The following is an 18,588-nucleotide window of genomic DNA, read 5'->3' on the forward strand; positions in this document are numbered from 1 at the left end:
CGCGCCGGCTCCGACGAGTACCCTCCCCGCCGTCAGCTGGCGGCGAGGAGCTCCCGATAGAAGTCGATCCCCCTCAGCCACGACGAGATGCGGATGCGCTCGTCGTGCGAATGGAGGGCATCGCGTTCGGCGCGGGTGAGGTGGAACGGCGTGAACCGGTAGACATGCGCGCTGAGGGCGGTGAACCAGCGGCTGTCGCTGGCTCCCAACTGGAGGTAGGGCGTCGTGACGACCTCCGCCCCCACCGCGACGGAGACGGCGGTCGCGATCCGCCGCCACGGCTCTCCCTGCCACGGCGACACCGGGGAGGGGTCCGAGCCGTGCCGCACCTCGATGTCGACGGCATCATCGCCGATCGCCCGGCGCACACGTTGGGTGACGCCGGCGACGGTGTCGCCCGTCAAAAGGCGGACGTTGACCGCCGCCCGCGCCGTGGCCGCCAGCACGTTCTCCCCCGGCGCCCCGGACAGCTCGGTGACGACGGCGGTCGTGCGTACCATCGCGTTCAGCTCCGGTCCGAGGCGGGGGAAGATCCGCGCCATGACCGGGCCCCACGCGCCCATGCGGGCGAACACGAGGCGCAGGGGTCGCCGCGCGTGGGGCGCGAGGGTGGCGAACATGGCGCGGATGGGTGCGGTGATCCGCGGAGGGAAGGGGCGACGATGGAGGCGGTGGATCGCCCGGGCAAGCCGAGCCGTCGCGGGCAGGGCGGGCGGTGTCGAGGCGTGGCCACCGTCCTCGCGCACGGTGAGGATCAGTGTCATGACGCCCCGCTCCGCGACGCCCACCATCGCGGTGGGCACCGTGACGCCGGGGACCGCACCCTCGACCACGGCCCCGCCTTCGTCCAGCACCAGCCCCGGGCGCACATCCCGGGAGCGCAGCAGCGCGACGATCGCCTGCGCGCCGTCTCCCGCCGTCTCCTCGTTGTGCCCGAAGGCCAGGTACACGTCGCGCGCCGGCGTGAAGCCGGACGCGACGAGGCCCTCGACCGCCTCGAGGATCGCCACCAGCGACCCTTTGTCGTCGATCGCTCCGCGGGCATGGATCTCCGCCGCCTCACCCTCTCCGACGATGTCCGCGTCGAACGGCGGGTGCTGCCAGTCCGTCTCGACGACCGGCACCACGTCGATGTGAGCCATCAGCACCAAGCAGCCGGCCTCACTGCGGCCGCGCCAGCGGTACAGGAGGGAATGCCCGGCGACCACCTCCCGCTCCAGCTGGGCGTGGAGCAGGGGGTAGAGACGCTCCACGGCCGCCGAGAACTCGTCGAAGGCCGCCCCGTCGGTCGCGCTCTCATCGGCGTGAGAGATCGTGGGGATCCGCAGGAGCTCGCGGAAGCGATCGACGGCGGCGGCATCGGGGCGGGGGGCTCGCATGCCTCGAGACTACGTCGCGCACCGCTCTCCGACGGGCGGGGCCCGGCGGGTCACTAGGCTCGGAGCATGACCGGTATTCGATGGGGCATCCTCGCCACGGGCGGTATCGCCCACGCCTTCACCTCCGACCTGCGCACCGCGGGCCTCACGGTCGCAGCGGTGGGATCGCGTCGCCCCGAGGCGGCGCGCGCGTTCGCGGAGGAGTTCGCGATCCCGCACGCTCACGGTTCGTACGAAGACCTCGTGGCAGACCCCGACGTCGACATCGTCTACGTCGCCACGCCGCACGGCCGTCATCTCGAAGACGCCGCCCTGGCCCTCCAGGCGGGCAAGCACGTGCTGATCGAGAAGGCCGTCACCCTCGATGCCGACGAGGCCACGGCGCTCCGTGACGTCGCCGCCGATGCCGGGCTCCTTGCGATGGAGGCCATGTGGACCCGCTACCTCCCGCACATGGTGCGGCTGCGGGAGATCCTCGCGGAAGGCACGCTGGGCGAGGTGCGTACCGTCTTCGCGGACCACACCCAGCGCATCAGCTCGGATCCGTCCCACCGTCTCAACGCGCTCGAGCTCGGCGGCGGCGCGCTCCTGGACCTCGGGATCTATCCGATGTCGTTCATCTGGGATGTGCTGGGCGCCCCCACCTCACTCCGCGCGAGCGGTCGACTGGGCGAGACCGGCGCGGACACCGAGGTCGCCGCTTCCCTCACCCATGCGTCGGGTGCGGTCTCGTCCTTCGTCACCTCGTCCCGCGCGGCCGGACCCAACATCGCACACATCGTGGGCACCGAGGCGCGGATCGAGATCGACCGCGTCTGGTACACCCCGACCTCGTTCCGGGTCGTCGGTCATGACGGTGCCGTCCTCGAGGAGCACCGGTCGGAGGTGGAGGGTCGCGGCATGCAGTTCCAGGCTCTCTACGCCGAGAAGCTGCTGTCCGAGGGACGCACCGACAGCGACGTGCTCCCCTTCTCCGAGAGCGTCGCGATCATGGCGAGCCTCGACGAGATCCGTTCGCAGATCGGCGTGGTCTACCCCGAGAAGCGGTGACCGGCGGGCGGGACGGGACAGCGTCCCGAACCGGTCGAGAAGTGCCGATCAGGGGCGGATCCGACCCTCGGACCGGTACAGTGTCGTTCGTGGTAGGCCGGAATCCTCCGCCCGGTTCGCAGTCATCGCTCCGGGAAGCGAACAGGACTCGTGTCGTCGAGTCCCTCAAGAGGCATGGCCGCCTGACGCAGATCGAACTGGCCGGGAGCACGGGACTGTCCCCCGCCACCGTCTCCAACATCGTCAAGGAGCTGACCTCCGCAGGGGTGCTCCACACGTCGTTCACCTCACGCAGCGGACGACGGGCGACCCTCGTCTCGCTCGCCCGGCGCGTGGGCCTCGTGGCCGGGACGCACTTCAGCACCCGCCAGCTGCACCTCGCCATCGCCGACGCCACCCGTGCCACCGTCGCCGAGACCGTGGTGCCCCTCGCTCCGGGTCACCGCCACGACGCAGAGCTGGACCGGCTGACGCTCCTTCTCGGCGACATGATCGAGTCGCTCGGAGGCCAGCTCACCGATCTGCTGGCCATCGGGGTCGCCCTTCCCGCCCCCATCGACCCGCGCACCGGCATGGTCTCCACTCCGGGCCTTCTCCCGGGGTGGGAGGGCGTCGATGTCGCGGCGAGTCTGTCCGCCCGCGTCGGGCGCCCGGTCTTCGTCGACAGCGAAGCCAATCTCGGCGGTCTCGCCGAGGCCCGCGAGGCCGCCAACCGCGGCGTCAGCTCATCGGTGTTCGTCCGCGTCGGTCACACGATCAGCGCCGGCCTCATCGTCGACGGCGACCTCTTCCGCGGCGTGAGCGGCAAGACCGGGCAGATCGGTCACGTCACGATCGACGAGAACGGCCCGGTGTGCCGGTGCAGCAACCGCGGCTGCCTCGAGATGTACGCCGCCGCCCCGGCGCTTCTCGCCCTGTTCCCCGAGAGCGAGGGGATGCAGCGCCTCACCGACCTCCTCGCCGCCTCCGACGCCGGCGTCAGCAGCGCGCAACGCGTCATCGCCGATGCCGGCCGCCACATCGGCATCGCGGTCGCGAGCCTGTGCAACCTGTTCGATCCCGAGCGGATCATCGTCGGTGGCGAGCTGGCCCAGGCGGGCGAGATCCTCATGGCCCCGATGCGCCACGCGCTGGAGCGATCGGCGCTCGTCGCGGCGGGAGGTCTGCCCGAGATCGTCGCCGCGTCCTTCGGCGAGTGGGGCGAGACGCGGGGAGCGATCGCGCTGGCCCTGGACCACGTGAGCGTCGACGCCGACGTCGTCACCCGCCTCGCGTGAACCACCCCGACACCCGAGGAGATCACCTCACGTGCACCGTCGCACCCTCGCCGTCCTCCTGATCGCGGCGCTGACCTCGGCATCCCTCGTCGCCTGCGGTGCGCCCGGGGGCGGTCCCGAGATCGCGTTGCTGCTGCCCGACAAGAAGACCGCGCGGTACGAGACCTTCGACCGTCCGGTGTTCGAGGAGCGGGTCGCCGAGCGCGGCGACTACGACGTGCTCTATGCCAACGCCGATCAGGACGCGGCCAAGCAGCAGCAGCAGGCGGAATCCGCGCTCGCCGCGGGGGTCAAGGTGCTGGTGCTCGACCCGGTCGACGCGAAGGCCGCCACCACGATCGTCAACGCCGCCCGCGCGCAGGGCGTGCCGGTGATCTCCTACGACCGGCTCGTCGACGGCGGAGGCCTGGCGTACTACGTCTCGTTCGACAACGTCCGCGTCGGGGAACTGCAGGCCCAGGCCCTCACCCAGGCGTTGGCGGACCAGGGAGATCCCGACGGCGGCGTGCTGATGGTCAACGGATCACCCACCGACAGCAACGCTGCCCTCTTCCGCGAGGGCGCGCTCCGCGTGCTCGCCGAGAACGACGTGCGCGTACTCGCCGAATACGCGACCCCGGATTGGAGTCCCGACAAAGCGCAGGACTGGGTGGCCGGGCAGATCAGCCAGTACGGCGATCGGATCGCCGCGGTGTATGCCGCCAACGACGGCACCGCCAGCGGAGCGATCGCCGCTCTGCGCGCCGCCGACGTGACGCCGCTGCCCATCGTCACGGGCCAGGATGCCGAGCTCACCGCGGTGCAGCGCATCCTCACCGGCGACCAGTACATGACCGTCTACAAGGCGCTTCGTCCGCAGGCCCAGCGCGCCGCCGACGTCGCGGTCGATCTCGTGGAGGGACGGGAGGTCGTCGGCGACACGGAGGTCGACGGCACCCCGTCGACGTTGCTCACCCCCGTCGCGGTGACCGTCGACGACATCATGTCGACTATCGTGGCGGACGGCTTCTGGTCGGTCGCAGACATCTGCACCCGCGAATACGAGGCCGCGTGCACCGCCGCCGGCATTCGTGAGGACGACACCCCGTGACCACCCCTTCCCCGACCCGCACCGGTCGCCACCGAGAGCGCGTGCTGACGATGCGCGGCATCGGCAAGCACTTCGGGGCGGTCAAAGCGCTCACCGACGTCGACTTCTGGGTCAACGAGGGCGAGGTGGTGGCCCTCATCGGCGACAACGGGGCCGGAAAGTCCACCCTCGTCAAAGTGCTCGCCGGCGTCCACCCGCCCGACAGCGGCACGATCGAGTTCGACGGGGAGCCCGTGCACATCGGAAGCCCCGCCGACGCGCAGGACCTCGGAATCGCGACGGTGTTCCAGGACCTCGCGCTCTGCGACAACCTCGACGTCGTCGCCAACCTGTGGCTCGGCCGGGAGCTGGTGACCGACGGCTCCCTGGACGAAGTGGAGATGGAGCAGCGCACGTGGGCGCTCCTGCGGGAGATCGCCGCGAAGATCCCCTCCGTCCGCACCCCGGTGGCCGCCCTGTCGGGCGGGCAGCGACAGACGGTCGCGATCGCCCGCTCGCTGATCGGGGAGCCGCGCGTCGTGATCCTCGACGAGCCGACCGCGGCACTGGGGGTCGCCCAGACCGCCGAAGTGCTCAACCTCATCGAGCGGCTGCGCGAACGCGGCCACGGGGTCGTGCTGATCAGTCACAACATGGCCGACGTGCTCGCCGTCGCCGACCGGATCGTGGTGCTGCGCCTGGGCCGCAACAACGGCGAGTTCACTGCGGCCGACGTCACGAGCGAGACCCTGATCGCGGCGATCACGGGCGCTCTCGACCTCACCCGGCGGGTCCCGCCGCCCCCGCGTCCCTCGGCCGGTGAGGGCGAGATCATCCCGCTGTCCGCGCGGCGGCGGCCGGGAGCCGCGCCGTGAGCGCCGACACCCTCGAGCAGCCGAGCTTCCGGAGCCGGATGCAGGCCCTCGGTGCCCGCATCCGCGGCGGCGACCTCGGCGCCCTTCCGGTGATCTCGGGCCTCATCGTCATCTGGGGCGTCTTCCAGGCGCTGAACCCCGTCTTCCTCTCCTCCACGAACCTCGTCAACCTCACCATGCAATGCGCGTCGATCGGCACGATCGCCCTCGGCATCGTCCTCGTCCTCCTCCTCGGCGAGATCGACCTCTCGGTGGGCTCGGTCTCGGGGCTGGCCGGTGCGGTCCTCGCCGTCACCTTCGTGCAGGCAGGATGGCCACTCGTGTTCGCGCTGCTGGCGGCCCTCGCCGCCGGCGCCGCCGTCGGCGCCCTCTACGGACTGCTGTTCACCCGCTTCGGCCTGCCGAGCTTCGTGATCACGCTCGCAGGGCTGCTGGGGGTGCTGGGAGCCCAGTTGTGGGTGCTGGGTGAGACCGGATCCATCAACCTCCCCTTCGACTCGTGGATCGTGCAGTTCGCGCAGCAGATGTTCCTGCCGCCGTGGCTGTCCTACGTCCTGGTCGCTCTCACGGTGACCGCCTACGCCCTCTCGCTCCGACGACGCGCGCGCCGCCGCGCCGCCGCCGACCTCGTCAGTCAGAGCGGTGTGGAGATCTCCATCCGCACGGGCCTGCTCCTCGTCGTCCTCTCGGGCGCCACCTGGTATCTCAACCTGTCGCGCGGGGTGGGCGTGATGTTCGTGTTCTTCCTGGCCCTCGTCGTGGCCGCTCACCTCGTGCTCTCCCGCACCCGGTGGGGCCGCGCCGTGTACGCCGTCGGCGGCTCGGTCGAAGCCGCGCGGCGTGCGGGCATCCGCGTCGAGCGGATCTATCTCTCCGTCTTCACGTTGTGCACGACCCTCGCCGCCGTCGGCGGGATCCTCGCCGCCGCGCGCCTGGCGGCGGCCAATCAGAGCTCGGGCACGGGCGACATCAATCTCAACGCGATCGCCGCCGCCGTCATCGGCGGGGTCTCGCTCTTCGGCGGCCGCGGCACCGCCTTCGCCGCCCTCCTGGGCGTCATCGTCATCCAGTCGATCAGCTCGGGCCTGACGCTGCTGAACCTGGACTCCTCGGTGCGTTTCGTGGTCACCGGCGTCGTCCTGGTGCTCGCCGTCATCGTGGACTCGCTGTCTCGTCGCACGCGCGCCGCCGTCGGCCGCGCCTGACGTTCCGGGGGTTCCCCTCTGCGTTCACCTGGCGAACGCGCTCAGACCGATACCAGTTCTTTATGTTCACATCTTGACTCCAAGACTTGAACACATAAAGATCGGTCCAGATGCGAAGACGCATCCTCGACTCGCAATTCGATGTGGAAGGCGAATGATGAAGAAGTCTCTCCTGGCGGCTGCCGCTCTCGGCACCGCTGCACTCCTGCTGGCCGGCTGTTCCAGCACGACCCCCTCCCCGGGATCCAGCGGCAACGGCAGCGAACCGCCGGCCGCCGCCGGCCGCGCCTGCGTGATCCTGCCCGACGCCGCCTCCTCCCCGCGCTGGGAGAACTTCGACCGGAAGTACCTGCAGGAGGGGCTCGAGGGCGCCGGCTTCGAGGTCGACATCCAGAACGCGCAGGGCGATGTCTCGAAGTACACGACGATCGCCGACCAGCAGCTCACCCAGGGCTGCGGCGTCATGCTGCTCGTCGATTACAACGGCGCGGCGGAAGGCGTGGCCACCAAGGCCAAGGGCCAGGGCATCCCGGTCGTCGCCTATGACCGCCCGTTCAAGGGCGCCGACTACTACGTGTCGTTCGACAACGTGGAGGTCGGGCGTCTCGAGGGCCAGACGGTGCTCGACGGACTCAAGAAGGCCGGCAAGGACCCCAAGACCGCTCAGGTGTTCTACATGGGCGGCGACCCGACCGACGGCAACGCCGCGATGTTCCGCAGCGGCGCCGTGGAGGTCATGGAGGCGGCCGGCATCAAGCCCGTCGCCGAGCCCACCGGTGTCTGGGACGGCGCGAAGTCGCAGACCAACTTCGAGCAGGCCCTGACGGCCAACGACGGCAAGGTCGACGGCGTCTGGGCCGCCAATGACACCAACGCCGACGGCGTCATCAAGGTGCTCCAGGACAAGGGGCTCACCGGTGTCGCGGTCTCCGGTCAGGACGCGAACCTCGAGGGCCTGCGCAACATCCTCACGGGATGGCAGACGGCGACGGTCTACAAGCCGGTCAAGCTCGAGGCCGACAAGGCCGTGGAGGTGGCCACCGCGCTGCTGAAGGGCGAGAGCGTCAGCGCCGATCAGAAGCTCGACGACGGCACCCCGTACATCGCCGTCACCCCGCAGCTGGTCGGTCCCGAGCAGGTCAAGGACGTCGTCGCCGCCGGTGACGCCTCCGCGGACGAGATCTGCACGGGCGACATCGAGGGTGTGAGCCTGGCCGACAAGTGCGAGGAGTTCGGCGTCAAGTAACCGCCGTCCCCCGGGAGGCGTCGCATCGTGGGACGGTGCGACGCCTCCCGTCACGCACACCCGACCACATCGCAAGGAAGCGAGACATGACAGAACCGATCATCAGACTGCGCGGGGTGAAGAAGTCCTTCGGCCCCGTGAGCGTCCTGAAGGGCGTCGACCTCGTCGTCATGCCCGGCAAGGTGACCGCCCTCGTGGGAGACAACGGCGCCGGGAAGTCCACGCTCATCAAGGGCCTGGCCGGCGTCCAGCCCTACGACGACGGCGAGGTGCTCTTCGACGGCTCCCCCGCCACGCTCCACACCCCCCGCGACGCGGCGGCGCTCGGCATCGAGGTCGTGTACCAGGACCTCGCCCTGTGCGACAACCTCGACATCGTCCAGAACATGTTCCTCGGCCGCGAGGAGCTCTCCGCGGGAACCTTCGACGAGGGCCGGATGGAGCGCGAGGCCTCCGACACGCTCCGCTCGCTCTCGGTCCGCACCGTCAAGTCGGTGCGGCAGAAGGTGTCCTCGCTCTCGGGCGGGCAACGGCAGACGGTCGCGATCGCCCGCGCCGTGCTCAAGAAGGCCCGCGTGGTGATCCTGGACGAACCCACCGCGGCCCTCGGGGTGGCCCAGACCGAGCAGGTCCTGAACCTCGTCAGCCGGCTCAGCGAGCAGGGGGTCGCGGTCGTGCTCATCAGCCACAATCTCGCCGACGTCTTCGCCGTCGCCGACGACATCGCGGTGCTCTACCTCGGCCAGATGGTCGCTCAGGTGCCGACCGCCGAGACCACGCGCGACGACATCGTCGGCTACATCACCGGCACGAAGGTGCCCGCGGGGGTCGAGCTGATCGGCACCAGCACCATCAAGATCGGAGGAGAGGCATGACCACCAGTCAGCGCACCGCAGCGGCACCCGACCCCGTGGCCAGCGACCTGATCGGCAGCGGGGTCGAAGGCGGCCTCGGCGACCAGGTCAGCGCCTGGTGGCAGCGCGTCCGCGGCGGCGAGATGGGCGCCCTTCCGGCGATCGCGGGGCTCCTCTTCCTCACGGTCCTGTTCGGGATCCTCAATCCGTACTTCCTCACCCCCGTCAACTTCGCGAACCTGATGAACCAGTCGGCTGCCCTCGTGGTGCTCGGCATGGCGCTCGTGTTCGTGCTCCTTCTCGGGGAGATCGATCTGTCCGCCGGCGTCACCGGCGGTGTCGCGATGGCCACCTTCGTCGTGCTCAACGTCAAGGGCGGCGTCCCGTGGCCGCTCGCGCTCGCGACGGGCTTCGCCGTGGGCCTGGCCACCGGAGCGCTCATCGGGTTCCTCGTCGCGCGGGTGGGGATCCCGTCGTTCGTGGTGACCCTGGGCCTCTTCCTCGGCTACCAGGGACTGGCGCTGCTCATCATCGGCGCCGGCGGACTCTATCCCATCAATGCGCCCGAGGTGATCGCCCTCCAGAACGGACGGCTTCCCGTGTGGGGAGGCTGGGTGATGCTCGCCATCATGCTCGCTGTCTCGGGGGCGACCTCCGTGTGGGACCGCCGTCGCCGCACGCGTGCCGGCGTTCCCAACCGGCCGGTCTCGCTCGTGTGGATCAAGCTCGTCGTCATCGCGCTCGTCGGGGGCGCCGCCGTCGCGGTCCTGAACCTCAACCGCTCGCAGTCGGTGATCCCGATCGAGGGCGTGCCGATCATCGTCCCGGTGGTCCTGGTGATCCTATGGGCGGGGACGTTCCTGCTCGACCGCACCCGGTTCGGGCGTTACGTCTACGCGATCGGCGGCAACGCCGAGGCCGCCCGCCGCGCCGGCATCAAGGTACGTCTCATCAAGTGGTGGTGCTTCGTGATCTGCTCGGGCCTTGCCGTCATGGCCGGCCTGTTCGCGCAAGCCCGGATCGGATCCGTCGACGGTGCCGCCGGACGCGACATCGTCCTGTCGGGCGTCGCGGCCGCCGTCGTCGGAGGCGTCAGCCTCTTCGGCGGACGGGGACGTCTCGTGCATGCGGCGATCGGCGCCCTCGTGATCGCGATGATCATCAACGGACTGGGGCTCCTGCGGCTCGACGCCGGGATCAACCTGCTGGTCACCGGCGGGGTGCTGATCCTCGCCGCCACGGTGGACGCGATCTCGCGACTGCGGGGAGGGAACGTCCGGAGTTAGTCCGCGGTTCCCTGCTGCTGCGCCCTGCGACGCGCGATCTCGGCACGCAGCCGATCCTCCTCGATCTCCCGTTCGAGGTCGGCAAGCTGCTGCTCGATCGTCCGCGTGTCGCGGGGCGCAGTTGCCGGAGGCGCCGGTTCACTCGCCCACGGGGCGAACTGCGGGGGCCGCGGTGCCTGCCGCTCGGCATACTCCCGCCCGATGGCGAACCACAGGATGGTCCCCAGCAGCGGCAGGAGGATCACGAGGAAGAGCCACACGATCTTGGGAAGGTGACGCACCTGGCCCTCGTCGCGCAGGATGATGTCCACCACGGCGAAGACCATTCCCACCAGCACGAGCAGGGAGAAGACGTAGGGCATGGGCGTGAGTCTATGAGAGTGCGGTGACGGCGCGCATCTCCCCGAGCGCCCTGACACACTGGTGACATGCCTGATCCGCAGAACCCGCGCGTGGCCGTGTACTTGGACTTCGACAACATCGTGATGAGCTGGTACGACCGTGTGCACGGCCGAAACGCCTACGCTCGCGACCGGCAGCGGATCGCCGACGATCCCTCGGAGCCGGAGGTCGCCGCCCGCCTCAAAGACGCGACGATCGACGTCGGCGCCATCATCGACTACGCCGCCTCGTTCGGCACGCTCGTGCTCACCCGTGCGTATGCGGACTGGTCCTCCCCCGTCAACGCCGTCTACCGGTCGCAGCTCGTGGCCCGGGCGGTCGACCTCGTCCAGTTGTTCCCTGCCGCCGCCTACGCCAAGAACGGCGCCGACATCCGCCTCGCCGTCGACACCGTGGAGGACATGTTCCGCCTGCCCGACCTGACGCACGTCGTGATCGTCGCGGGCGACAGCGACTACGTCCCGCTCGCCCAGCGCTGCAAGCGTCTCGGGCGGATCGTCGTCGGCGTCGGCGTGGCGGGCTCGACGGCCAAGTCGCTCGCGGCCGCGTGCGATCAGTTCGACGCCTACGACACGCTCCCCGGCGTCCAGCTTCCCGAAGAGCCCGAGAAGAAGGCCGACGCCGCCCCCGTGCGCCGCAAGCGCGCGACCGTCGATGCGGCCGGCGATCTGCTGGCCCGTGCCCTGCGACTGGAGCAGGAGCGCACGGACGACGAGTGGGTGCACCTGTCGGCGGTGAAGAACCTCATCAAGCGCATGGACCCCTCCTTCAGCGAGAAGGCGCTCGGGCACCGATCGTTCTCCGACTTCGTCGGTGCGCACCCGAAGGTCGCCGAGCTCGACGAGTCGACCAACATCGTGCGCGTCCGGCTGGTCGCCGACCGCTGACCGCCGACACCGGAGGGGAGCCGGAGCAGGTGACCGCCCCGGCTCCCCTCTGAGCGACGCTCAGGCTGCGAACGGGATGACTCCCACCAGCACACCGACCGCGAGCATGGCGAGGGAGACCACCGTCGCCCGCCACAGCACCTTCTTGTGGTGGTCGCCGAGGTTGACGTTCGCGAGCGATACGAGCAGCAGGATCGCCGGCACGAGCGGGCTCTGCAGGTGCACAGGCTGCCCCGTGATCGATGCGCGGGCCATCTCCACCGGTTCGATGCCGAAGTGCGCAGCGCTCTCGGCCAGCACCGGCAGGATCCCGAAGTAGAACGCGTCGTTGGACATGAAGAACGTGAACGGGATCGAGAGCACCCCGGTGATCACGGCGAGGAACGGTCCGAGGGAGGCCGGGATCACCGAGGTGATCCACGAGGCCATCGCCGTGACCATGCCGGTGCCGTTCAGGACTCCCACCAGCACCCCCGCCGCCAGCACCATCGAGACGACGCCGACGATCGAGGGCGCATGGGCCACGATCTCGTCGGCTTGTCCCTTGAGCTTCGGGAAGTTCACGATCAGCGCGATGGCGGCGCCCACCATGAAGACGATCGCGAGCGGGAAGAGGTCGAGCACGAGCAGCACCATCACCGCGAGGGTGAGCGCCAGATTGAACCAGATCAGCTTCGGTCGCAGAGTGGGACGGTTCGGGTCGAGCATCGTGTCGGCCATCGCGGTGTCGGTGGCCGAGACCAGCTCTGCCGCTGCGACAGCCGCGCGAGCTCCCCGCACCGTGACGACATTGCCCGTGCGCAGCGTCGCGGCGGCGCCCGGCTTGGGCTCGGCGCCGCGGACGATGCGCGGTGCGGCGAACAGCCCCTCGCGCCGTTCCCCGTCCATTCGGCTGGTGTCGATCGAGCCGCCGAGGCGGCGGCGCTCCCCGAGCCCCAGGAACCAGGCGAACGCCAGCGCGATCACGAGCCCCGTGGCCAGCGACGGGAGCATCGGCACGAAGATGTCGGTGGGCTGCAGTCCGAGGGCGGAGGCGGCGCGCACCGTGGGGCCTCCCCACGGGACGATGTTGAGTGTGCCGTTCATGAGACCTGCGACGCAGGTGAGCACGACGGGGCTCATCCCCAGTCGCAGGTAGATCGGCAGCATCGCCGAGGTGGTGATGATGAACGTCGTCGATCCATCGCCGTCCAGCGAGACGGCTCCGGCGAGGATCGCCGTCCCGAGGACGACCTTGGCGGGGTCGTCCCCCAGGACGCGGGTGATGACGCGGATGAGCGGATCGAACAGTCCGACGTCGATCATGATGCCGAAGTACATGATCGCGAACATGAGGAGCGCCGCCGTCGGCGCCATCGACTTGATGGCGTCGATCACCATGTCGCCGATGCCGAGACCCGCCCCGGCGAAGAGGCCGAAGATCGTCGGGACGACGATGAGGGCGACCATGGGTGTCAGCCGCCTCGTCATGATGAGCGCCATGAAGGTGAGCACCATCGTGAACCCGAGCAGCACCAGCACGCCGTCGGACGGCGTGAACGCGAGGTCGTAGCCGTCTTCGGCGGCAGCTGCCGTCAGCACGGCGGGGATGAGGGACATCTCGACTCCTTCGTCTGCGATCCACCGACGTCGTGGACCGGATCCCGTGAAATCTAGGGACATCCCGGCCCCGCCGCGCGCTATCTCTCATTGCGAGACTTCTGCGCGATCCGCGGGTTACGCGCATTATGCTCACCTGGGAGGTGGACATGAGGTTCGCGACACGTGCCGTGCTGCTGCTGGGGGTGACCGTCGTGGCCGTTGTCGCCGTGTGCACCGCGGTGTTCGCGCTCCTCGGTGTCCAACAGTTGCGCGAGGAAGCCGAGAACTCCGCGCTGAACATCGCCCGTACCGTCGCCGTCGATCCCCAGGTGCGTGCCGAGGTGGCGCGCATCAGCGCCGACCCCGAGCCGCCGTCGCCCGAACGACTGCGCGGCGGAGAGCTGCAGCGGCTCGCTCAGGCGGTGACGAGCCGTACGGGAACGCTGTTCGTCGTGATCGCCGACGATGACGGGATCCGTCTCGCCCACCCCGACCCGTTGCTCCTCGGCCAGCGCGTGAGCACCGACTTCCGCGATGTCCTCGCCGGCCATGAGGTCGTCACGTGGGAGCAGGGCACCCTCGGCGTCTCGGCGCGGGCCAAGGTGCCGATCCTGCCGCCGGACGGCGGTCGGCCGGTGGGTGAGGTGAGCGTCGGCTTCGAGCCCGCCAGCGTCTTCGACGACCTGCCCGCCCTCATCGGTGGGATCACCGCAGCCGCGGCCGCCGCCCTTGCCCTGGGAGCTCTGGCCGCCGTGCTCCTGCGCCGCCGGTGGGAACGGCTGACCCTGGGGCTCCAACCGGAGGAGCTCGTGACCCTCGTCCAGAACCAGGCCGCCGTGCTGGACGGTGTCGGCGACGGGGTCATCGCCCTCGACGAGTCGGGCACGGTGCGCGTGTCGAACGAGACCGCCCGCCGCCTCCTCGAGCTGCCCGCCCCCGAGGGCCGCTCCCTCTCCGAGCTCGGTGTGGGCCCCGTCGTGCTGGCCGCCGTTCGCGACGGCACCGCAGGAGACGGGGTGGTCGCGGGGAACCGGGTGCTCTACGTCGACGCGCAACCCGTGCGGCATGCCGGCCGCGAGCTCGGCACCGTGTTGATCGTGCGCGACCGCACCGATCTCGTGGCGCTGACGGAGAGGCTGGAGACAGTACGCGCGATGACCGGGGCGCTCCGCGTGCAACGGCACGAGTTCGCCAACCGGATGCACGTGGCGGCGGGCCTCCTCGACGCCGGTCGCGTCGAGGAGGCGCGCGACTTCCTCTCCGAACAGCGGCAACGAGGACCCGTCGACTACGCCGTGGAGAACCTCGACGAGATCGGAGACGCGCTCCTGCACGCCCTCATCGGCGCCCAGGCACTCGAGGCCGGGGAACGCGGGGTGCGCATCGCCGTCACCGCCGACTCGCTGCTGCTGTCGCCGGTGCGAGAACCGGAGGATGTCGCCGCGGTCCTCGGCAACCTGGTGCACAACGCCGTGCGCGCCGCCGTGGAGGGTCCGGAGCCGCGCCGCGTGGAGATCGGGTGTTACGGCGACGGCGCCGATCTCGTGCTGACGGTCGCCGACTCCGGATACGGGGTCGCGCGAGACGTCGACCTGTTCGCGCGGCGCCCCCGGCTGGATGCGCCCGAGACCGACCGCGTTCACGGTCTCGGCGTCGGGCTCCCCCTCTCCCGCGAGCTCGCCCGCCGGGGCGGTGGCGACGTGTGGCTGATCGAGGCGGGGGGCGACGGATCCGGTGCGGTGTTCGGCGCGCGACTCGTGGACGTGCTCGGCACCGGCCCCGCCCGCGCTGCCGCCTCCGATGCGGGGGACGGCTCCCTGTCCCCCACCGCGCCGTCAGGAAAGGACGACCTCCCATGACCTCTCCCGTCCGTGTGCTCATCGTCGACGACGACTTCCGCGTCGCGGGCCTCCATCGCGACATCGTGGCCGCGCGACCGGGCTTCGTCGTCGCCGAGCCCGCGCGCACGCTGGCCGACGCAGCGGACGCCCTCCGCGGAGAGCGATTCGATCTGCTCCTGATCGACGTCTTCCTTCCCGACGGCGACGGCATCGCCTTCGCCCGTGGCGTCGACATCGACACGATCGTCCTGTCGGCCGCCACCGACGCCCCGACGGTACGACGTGCCCTGCGCGCCGGCGCGCTCACCTTCCTTCCGAAGCCCTTCGAGGCCCGCGCCCTCAGCGATCTACTGGAGCGCTACCTCCGCTTCCGCAACGTCCTGAACACAGAGCGGAGCCTGTCGCCGGACGACATCCAGCGCGCCCTCGGGATCCTCCACGCCGGTGCGGAGTCCGCGACGGTGTCACGGTCGGCCACGGAGAACGTCGTGTTGGAGGCTCTCGGGGACGCGGAGTCCTCGGCGTCGGAGATCGCGGAACGCGCCGGCGTGTCGAGGGCGACCGCCCAGCGCCACCTGTCGGCGCTGGCGGCGCGCGGCGTGGTCGACGTGCGGCTGCGCTACGGGGCGACCGGCCGGCCCGAGCATCGGTACTCCGTCGTCGACCCGGGGCTCACTCGCGGCGGCCCTCGGCGCTGATCGGCGCTGCGTCGTCAGTCCCGCGTGGACCAGAGCGCCCAGGCCACGAGAACAGGCTGGAACAGGAGGCGCACAAGGCGAGCGCGATCGCTGTCGAGCCCGAAGCCGCGCCGCTTTCCGACCGCCTGCGCGATGTTGCCGGGAAAGATCGCCACGAAGAACGTCGCCAAAAGGGCTCCCACGCGGCGACGCTCGCGCGGGAGCGCGATGAGGGCTGCCCCGAGCATGATCTCCACCGCCCCCGACGCGACGACCACGCCGTCCTTGTCGATGGGAAGGACGTCGGTGACGAGGTCCGGTACCTGAGCCTGGAACTCGCGCCGCGCCCAGAACAGATGGCTGAGGCCCGCGAACACCATGCCTGCGGCCAGAACCGTGCGGGCAAGAGTCTTCATCCCCCGAGTATGCCCCGTCGCGCGGGTGGCGGGACGGGGCCGGCGGGCGGGAGCGCTCCCGTATCGACGGCCGCTGAGTAGGCTGGAGGGGTGAGCGATGGGGCGCGGACAGCGATCGTGCGGATGCCGGACGGCACCGTCAAACAGGTCGGCCCCCTCACCGGAACCCGGGTGTGGACGGTGCCCGGGCGTGCTCACCGGCCCCTGTCGCCGCCGCGCGACGACCCCCGGCGGCTCGCCCCCGGCGAGGAGCGACGCCTGTGCGCGTTCTGCGTCGACCGGTACCTGGAGACCACCCCCGAGAAGTCGCGTCTGGTCGGGCCCGCCTTCGTCGAGCGGCGCCGTGTCCCGGCGGACGAGGTCGACGACACCGTGGCCGAGTTCCGCCGGTTCGGGAACCTGTTCGAGATCGTCTCGGCCGAGTACTGGCGCGAGAACCACGGGTTCCGGCAGCCGTCGGCGATCATCGAGTGGGCCCAGGAGTATCTGTCGAGCCCCATCGGGCGCGCCCATCTCGAGAAGCTCGCCGCCATCCGCTCGGCAGCGTCGGGCATCCCGCAGTCTCTGGAAGAGGCGACTCTCGATCTGCTCGGCGGCTCGCACGACGTGATCGTCGCCCGGCGCCACGTGGCCGACGGCGCCGAGACCGACGACGACCTCGTCTCGTCGGGGCGGCTGACCCCTGACGAGCACGCGGCCTATTTCGCCTTCACCGTCCGCTCCCTCGCCGAGATCCAGGCCTCGCAGCCTCACGCCGCGTACGTCGCCGTCTTCCAGAACTGGCTCCGCCCGGCCGGAGCCTCCTTCGACCACCTGCACAAGCAGTTGGTCGCCATCGACGAGCACGGACCACAGGTCGACCGCGAGCTCCGCATGCTCGCGGCCGATCGCGAGCTCTATCAGCACCGGATCGCGGACCTCGCCGTCGAGGAGGGGCTGATCGTCGCGGCGAACGACCACGCGGTCGCCTTCGCGGGCGTCGGGCACCGCTACCCCGCGTTCGAGGTGTACTCCCGTTCGCCCGCCAATCTGCCGCAGGAGCACTCCGCAGCGGAGATCCGCGGCATGTCGGACCTCGTCCATGCCCTCCACGCGGCGACAGGCGTGCACGTGCCGACGAACGAGGAGTGGCACTACCGCCCGCCCGAGGCGCCGTGGCCGATGCCGTGGCGCGTCGTGTTGAAGTGGCGCATCTCCAACCCCGCCGGTTTCGAAGGCGGCACCAAGGTGTACGTCAACACCATCGACCCGTGGGAGCTGCGTCGACGGGCGGTGGAGGCGTTGATCCCGTTGCGTCACGACGGCTCGATCGCCCCCGACCTCCGGATCGGGGAGGAATGCACGGCGGAGGACGCCCGTCTGCGCTACAGCGAGCCGGTGACGGCGCCGATCCCGGCGACCGCGGGCGCGGAAGAGGCCGAGTGAGCTTTCCCTTCTCCTCCCTCCGCCGGTGGCCCGATGTGGAGGCGCCCGATCTCGTGGCCGCCGACGCCGCGGACCGGCTCCTGATCGACGAGTCGCACGACGCCCGCGCCGTCCTTCGTCGCGGCGAGCTCGCCGTCATCGGCGACGCGTACGGAGCACTCACCCTCGCTGCCGTCCATGACGGGGCGACCGAGGTCCGCGCCCACCAGGACGCGCTGACGGGCGAGCGGGCTCTGATGGCCAACGCGTCTCGCCTCGGCGGCGCCGGCGCGTTCACCTCCCATGCGCTGACCGCCGACCTCGTGCGCGACGCTCGGGTCGTGCTGGTGCGCCTTCCCCGCACCCTGGACGCTCTGCGCGACATCGCCGGCCTCGTCGCCGCGCACGCGGCACCCGAGGTCACGGTGTTCGCGGGGGGCCGAGTGAAGCACATGTCCCCCGCCATGAACGACGTGCTGCGAGAGTCGTTCGGCCGGGTCGATGTGACCCACGCGCGGCAGAAGGCGCGCGTGCTGGTCGCCCGAACGCCGACCCGCGGCCGGGATCCCCTTCCCGCGACGGCGGAGGTCGACGGACTGACGCTGTGCGCCTTCGGCGGGGTCTTCGCCGGCGCACGCATCGACATCGGCACACGGCTGCTGCGGGAGCACCTTCCCGAGGCGGTCGACGGCGGATCGGTCGATGACCCGCTCATCGACCTCGCCTGTGGGAACGGCGTGGTGGCCGCCACGCTGGCGCTGCGCCACCCGTCGGCGCGCGTCTACGCCTGCGACCAGTCCGCGGCCGCGGTGGCCTCGGCACGAGCGACGGCGGCCGCCAACGGCGTCGACGATCGCGTGCGCGTGGAGCGCGCTGACGGATTGGACGCCCGGCCCGACGCTTCGGCGTCGTTCATCGCCCTCAACCCGCCGTTCCATTCCGGCGCCGCCGTGACCGACCGCCTGGCCCCGCGACTGTTCGCCGACGCCGCACGCGTTCTCCGCCCCGGTGGCGAGCTGTGGTGCGTGTGGAACTCGTCGCTGCGCTACCGGAGCGCGCTGGAACGGCTGGTGGGGCCCACCCGACAGGTCGCCCGCAACGCGAAGTTCACCGTCACGGTCTCGACGCGCCACTGAGCG

At 70.6% G+C, this 18,588-nt stretch carries 17 protein-coding genes; 13 read left to right on the forward strand and 4 right to left on the reverse strand.

Annotated features, from left to right (window positions below; all coding sequences use genetic code 11):
• Positions 1–32: 32 nt before the first annotated feature.
• Positions 33–1,379: a M20/M25/M40 family metallo-hydrolase gene (locus AVP41_RS04915; protein WP_067161537.1), complete on the reverse strand. Its 1,347-nt coding sequence runs from the start codon at positions 1,377–1,379 to the stop codon at positions 33–35.
• A 66-nt stretch (positions 1,380–1,445) separates the two neighbouring features.
• On the opposite strand from AVP41_RS04915, the gene AVP41_RS04920 reads away from it, so the two are divergent.
• The 8 genes from AVP41_RS04920 to AVP41_RS04955 all read left to right on the forward strand — a co-directional run bounded on the left by AVP41_RS04920 (position 1,446) and on the right by AVP41_RS04955 (position 10,241).
• Positions 1,446–2,429 carry a Gfo/Idh/MocA family protein gene (locus AVP41_RS04920; RefSeq protein ID WP_067161540.1) on the forward strand — a complete coding sequence of 328 codons (984 nt, stop codon included), beginning with the start codon at positions 1,446–1,448 and terminating at the stop codon, positions 2,427–2,429.
• 89 nt (positions 2,430–2,518) lie between these two features.
• A complete protein-coding gene (locus AVP41_RS04925; protein ID WP_082829097.1) occupies positions 2,519–3,706 on the forward strand; it encodes an ROK family transcriptional regulator in 1,188 nt (395 codons plus the stop codon).
• A 31-nt stretch (positions 3,707–3,737) separates the two neighbouring features.
• Entirely contained in the window at positions 3,738–4,796 is a 1,059-nt protein-coding gene (locus AVP41_RS04930) for a sugar ABC transporter substrate-binding protein (protein WP_082829015.1), read from the forward strand.
• A gap of 50 nt (positions 4,797–4,846) precedes the next feature.
• On the forward strand, positions 4,847–5,650 hold the full coding sequence (locus tag AVP41_RS04935; RefSeq protein WP_067162809.1) for an ATP-binding cassette domain-containing protein: 804 nt from the start codon (positions 4,847–4,849) through the stop codon (positions 5,648–5,650).
• Positions 5,651–5,688: 38 nt separating this feature from the next.
• Positions 5,689–6,855: a sugar ABC transporter permease gene (locus tag AVP41_RS04940; RefSeq protein WP_082829098.1), complete on the forward strand. Its 1,167-nt coding sequence runs from the start codon at positions 5,689–5,691 to the stop codon at positions 6,853–6,855.
• Positions 6,856–7,012: 157 nt separating this feature from the next.
• Positions 7,013–8,101, forward strand: a complete 1,089-nt coding sequence (locus AVP41_RS04945) for a sugar ABC transporter substrate-binding protein (protein WP_067162811.1) — start codon at positions 7,013–7,015, stop codon at positions 8,099–8,101.
• A gap of 86 nt (positions 8,102–8,187) precedes the next feature.
• The gene (locus tag AVP41_RS04950) at positions 8,188–8,976 is read left to right on the forward strand and encodes an ATP-binding cassette domain-containing protein (RefSeq protein ID WP_067161546.1); all 789 of its coding nucleotides are present in this window, start codon (positions 8,188–8,190) and stop codon (positions 8,974–8,976) included.
• A complete protein-coding gene (locus AVP41_RS04955; protein WP_067161550.1) occupies positions 8,973–10,241 on the forward strand; it encodes a sugar ABC transporter permease in 1,269 nt (422 codons plus the stop codon). The genes AVP41_RS04950 and AVP41_RS04955 overlap by 4 nt, the downstream gene beginning before the upstream one ends.
• On the opposite strand, the gene AVP41_RS04960 is transcribed toward AVP41_RS04955, so the two are convergent.
• The gene (locus AVP41_RS04960) at positions 10,238–10,603 is read right to left on the reverse strand and encodes a PLDc N-terminal domain-containing protein (RefSeq protein ID WP_067161553.1); all 366 of its coding nucleotides are present in this window, start codon (positions 10,601–10,603) and stop codon (positions 10,238–10,240) included. The genes AVP41_RS04955 and AVP41_RS04960 overlap by 4 nt on opposite strands.
• Before the next feature lie 66 nt (positions 10,604–10,669).
• On the opposite strand from AVP41_RS04960, the gene AVP41_RS04965 reads away from it, so the two are divergent.
• The gene (locus AVP41_RS04965) at positions 10,670–11,530 is read left to right on the forward strand and encodes an NYN domain-containing protein (protein WP_067161556.1); all 861 of its coding nucleotides are present in this window, start codon (positions 10,670–10,672) and stop codon (positions 11,528–11,530) included.
• Between the two features lie 60 nt (positions 11,531–11,590).
• On the opposite strand, the gene AVP41_RS04970 is transcribed toward AVP41_RS04965, so the two are convergent.
• Entirely contained in the window at positions 11,591–13,129 is a 1,539-nt protein-coding gene (locus AVP41_RS04970; RefSeq protein WP_067161559.1) for a CitMHS family transporter, read from the reverse strand.
• 149 nt (positions 13,130–13,278) lie between these two features.
• Here AVP41_RS04970 and AVP41_RS04975 point away from each other — a divergent pair, with 149 nt between their 5' ends.
• A complete protein-coding gene (locus tag AVP41_RS04975) occupies positions 13,279–14,970 on the forward strand; it encodes a sensor histidine kinase (protein WP_197464247.1) in 1,692 nt (563 codons plus the stop codon).
• Positions 14,967–15,650, forward strand: a complete 684-nt coding sequence (locus tag AVP41_RS04980) for a response regulator (protein WP_067161562.1) — start codon at positions 14,967–14,969, stop codon at positions 15,648–15,650. The genes AVP41_RS04975 and AVP41_RS04980 overlap by 4 nt, the downstream gene beginning before the upstream one ends.
• A gap of 14 nt (positions 15,651–15,664) precedes the next feature.
• On the opposite strand, the gene AVP41_RS04985 is transcribed toward AVP41_RS04980, so the two are convergent.
• Positions 15,665–16,045 carry a DoxX family protein gene (locus AVP41_RS04985; RefSeq protein WP_067161568.1) on the reverse strand — a complete coding sequence of 127 codons (381 nt, stop codon included), beginning with the start codon at positions 16,043–16,045 and terminating at the stop codon, positions 15,665–15,667.
• Between the two features lie 90 nt (positions 16,046–16,135).
• On the opposite strand from AVP41_RS04985, the gene AVP41_RS04990 reads away from it, so the two are divergent.
• Complete coding sequence (locus AVP41_RS04990; RefSeq protein ID WP_067161570.1) at positions 16,136–17,470, forward strand: DUF4921 family protein; 1,335 nt, start codon at positions 16,136–16,138, stop codon at positions 17,468–17,470.
• Positions 17,467–18,585 carry a class I SAM-dependent methyltransferase gene (locus AVP41_RS04995; protein ID WP_067161573.1) on the forward strand — a complete coding sequence of 373 codons (1,119 nt, stop codon included), beginning with the start codon at positions 17,467–17,469 and terminating at the stop codon, positions 18,583–18,585. The genes AVP41_RS04990 and AVP41_RS04995 overlap by 4 nt, the downstream gene beginning before the upstream one ends.
• Positions 18,586–18,588 lie beyond the last annotated feature (3 nt).

Source organism: Microbacterium sp. TNHR37B (assembly GCF_001620065.1).
GTDB lineage: Bacteria > Actinomycetota > Actinomycetes > Actinomycetales > Microbacteriaceae > Microbacterium.